The sequence below is a fragment of the Pseudonocardia pini genome (assembly GCF_013870575.1).
In the GTDB taxonomy this organism is placed as follows: domain Bacteria; phylum Actinomycetota; class Actinomycetes; order Mycobacteriales; family Pseudonocardiaceae; genus Pseudonocardia; species Pseudonocardia pini.
The window spans coordinates 1-3,216 of the sequence record NZ_JACBXB010000660.1; the positions used below are offsets into that span (position 1 = coordinate 1).

The following is a 3,216-nucleotide window of genomic DNA, read 5'->3' on the forward strand; positions in this document are numbered from 1 at the left end:
CGTGACGACCACCCTCGACGACGTGGACACCCCGTTCGACGTCCCGGCCCTCCTCCGCGGCTGCCGGGACGCCGTCACACCGGCGCTGCGCACCGCCGTCGCGCGGCTGGACACCGCGAGTCGCGAGCAGGCCGAGTACCACCTGGGCTGGGTCGAGCTCGACGGCACGCCGGGGGCGGGTGGCGGCAAAGCGGTCCGGCCCGCGCTCGCCCTGCTCTCCGCCCGCGCCGCGGGCGCGCCCGAGCGGACCGGCATCGCGGGCGGGGTGGCCGTGGAGCTGGTGCACAACTTCTCCCTGCTGCACGACGACCTGATGGACGGGGACACCGAACGCCGCCACCGCCCCACGGTGTGGGCCCGGTGGGGTGCGCCGAGCGCCATCCTCTGTGGGGACGCGATGCTCGCCCTCGCCACCGAGGTGCTGCTCGAGGACCCCTCGCCGCACGCGGCCGCGGCGGCCAGGCTGCTCGCCGTCACCACCCGCGAGCTGATCCGGGGCCAGGCCGAGGACGTCGCGTTCGAACGCCGCGCCGACGTCGGCGTGGACGAGTGCCTGTCCATGGCCGCCGGGAAGACGGGCTCGCTGCTCGCCACCAGCGCGGCGATCGGGGCGGTGCTGGCGGGCGCCCCGGAGCCCGTGGTCCGGGGGTTGCAGGACTACGGCATGGCCGTCGGGATGGCGTTCCAGCTGGTGGACGACCTGCTCGGGATCTGGGGGGACCCGGGGGTGACCGGGAAGCCGGTGCTCTCGGACCTGCGGTCCCGCAAGAAGTCGCTGCCCGTGGCCTACGCGATCCAGCGCGGCGGGGCCGCGGGCCGCGAGCTGGCGGCCTGGCTCGCCCGCTCGGGTGACCCGGACGCGCCGGAGCTGCGCGCCGCCGCCGCGCTCGTCGAACACGGCGGGGGGCGCGCCTGGGCGGGCGCCGCCGCCCGCCGTCAGATGGACCTCGCCGAACGGGCCCTCACCGGTGCCGGGCTCGTCGACGGGCCCCGGGCCGAGCTCGTCGCGCTCGGGCGCTACCTCACCGACAGGGAGTTCTGATGTCCGTCACGGCACCGGAGAGCACCGACCGCGGTCTGGGGGACGCCCGGCGCACGCTGGGCGCGGCCGTCGGGTTCCTGCGTTCGATCCAGGACCGGCAGGGCTGGTGGCAGGGCGATCTCGAGACCAACGTGACGATGGACGCCGAGGACCTGCTGATGCGGGAGTTCCTCGGCATCCGGACCGCGGAGGAGACCGATCAGGCGGCGAGGTGGATCCGGTCGCAGCAGCGGTCCGACGGCACCTGGGCGACGTTCGCGGGCGGTCCCGGCGACCTCTCGACCACGATCGAGGCGTGGGTCGCGCTGCGGCTCGCCGGGGACGCCGTGACCGAGCCGCACATGCGCGCGGCGGAGAAGTTCTGCCGGGCCGAGGGCGGGATCGAGAGGTCCCGGGTGTTCACCAGGATCTGGCTCGCACTGTTCGGCCTGTGGTCCTGGGACGACCTGCCGGACATGCCGCCGGAGCTGATCTTCCTGCCGAAGTGGTTCCCGCTCAACGTCTACGACTGGTCCTGCTGGGCGAGGCAGACCGTCGTGCCGCTGACGATCGTGGCGACCCTGCGCCCGTCGCGCCCCCTGCCGTTCGGGGTGGACGAACTGCTCTCCGGGGCCGAGCCGGAGCCCTTCGACCCGCCCTGGACCTGGGCGGGCGCCTTCCAGCGGCTCGACGTGGGCCTGCGCGCCTACTCGAGGCGCCCCCTCGCCGCGCTGCGCAGGCTCGCGATGCGCCGTGGGGCGGAGTGGATCCTGGCGCGCCAGGAGTCCGACGGCAGCTGGGGCGGCATCCAGCCGCCGTGGGTGTACTCGCTGCTCGCCCTGCACCTGCTCGGCTACCCCCTCGACCACCCCGCCGTGAAGGCCGGGATCGAGGGCTTCGAGCGGTTCCTCGTCCGCAGGGAGACCCCCGAGGGCACCACCCGGATGCTCGAGGCCTGCCAGTCCCCGGTCTGGGACACCTGCCTCGCGGTGACCGCCCTGCTCGACGCGGACGTACCCGCCGACGATCCCGCGGTGGTCCGCGCCGCCGAGTGGATGCTGGGCGAGGAGGTCACCGGGGTGCGCGGCGACTGGGCGGTCCGTCGACCCGGTCTGCCGGTCGGTGGGTGGGCGTTCGAGTTCGACAACGACGGCTATCCGGACACCGACGACACCGCCGAGGTCGTGCTGGCCCTGCGCCGGGTCGCGCACCCCGATCCCGATCGGCTGCGCGCCGCGGTGGACCGCGGTGTGGCCTGGAACGTCGGCATGCAGTCCGCCGACGGCGGCTGGGGCGCGTTCGACGCCGACAACACCCGTCGGATCGTCACCAAGCTGCCGTTCTGCGACTTCGGCGCCGTGATCGACCCGCCGTCGGCGGACGTCACCGCGCACGTCGTGGAGATGCTCGCGCACGAGGGGCTGGCCGACACGGAGGCCTGCGACCGCGGCGTGCGGTGGTTGCTCGCCGACCAGGAACCGGAGGGTTCGTGGTTCGGCCGGTGGGGGGCCAACCACGTCTACGGCACCGGCGGCGTCGTTCCCGCGCTGGTCGCGGCCGGGGTCCCCGTCACCGATCCGGCGATCCGGCGCGCGGTCACCTGGCTCACGCGCTACCAGAACCCCGACGGCGGCTGGGGCGAGGACATCCGCTCCTACGCCGACCGGTCCTGGATCGGCCGGGGCGAGTCCACGCCGTCGCAGACGGCATGGGGTCTGCTGGCCCTGGTCGCGGCGGGCGAGGAGCGCTCGGCCGCGGCCGAGCGCGCGGTGCGGTACCTGGTCGAGACACAGCTCCCCGACGGCAGCTGGGAGGAGGAGCCGTACACGGGGACGGGCTTCCCGGGCGCCTTCTACATCCGCTACCGGCTCTACCGCATGACCTTCCCGATCTCGGCCCTCGGCCGCTGGTGCCGGGCGGTGTCCGCGTGAGCACCCCGAGCCCCGCCTCCCGCGCGACACCACCGCTCGCCCCCGGCCTGGTGTGCGCCCCCCTGGGCGTCGAGCGGGCGGCACTGCGCGGCCTCGAGAACCGCATGATCATGCCGTCCCCGTCACCGGTGACAGGCGGCGCAGGACCGTGCACGGGAGCGGCCGGGCTGCGCGTGGTGCGGACCGGGCTCGGGGCCGCGCGGTCGGTGCAGGCCGCCGCCTGGATCTCCTCCGGCGGCCCGCGCCCGGTGCTGGTCGCCGGGG

At 75.2% G+C, this 3,216-nt stretch carries 2 protein-coding genes and 1 pseudogene; all 3 read left to right on the top strand.

Going from position 1 to position 3,216, the window contains the following annotated elements; all coding sequences use genetic code 11:
- Window position 1: 1 nt before the first annotated feature.
- Window positions 2-1,042 (top strand): polyprenyl synthetase family protein, encoded by a 1,041-nt coding sequence (locus tag H5J29_RS26705; RefSeq protein ID WP_181783765.1) that lies wholly within the window; start codon window positions 2-4, stop codon window positions 1,040-1,042.
- A complete protein-coding gene (shc, locus tag H5J29_RS26710) occupies window positions 1,042-2,952 on the top strand; it encodes a squalene--hopene cyclase (RefSeq protein ID WP_181783766.1) in 1,911 nt (636 codons plus the stop codon). Before H5J29_RS26705 ends, shc begins: the two co-directional genes overlap by 1 nt.
- Window positions 2,949-3,216, top strand: a pseudogene (locus H5J29_RS26715) (hypothetical protein); the annotation flags it as partial. The gene shc and the pseudogene H5J29_RS26715, both read left to right, overlap by 4 nt.

Excerpts from the sequence above, each read along its gene's own strand:
- shc (WP_181783766.1), top strand. The coding sequence starts at position 1,042 with ATGTCCGTCACGGCACCGGAGAGCACCGACCGCGGTCTGGGGGACGCC.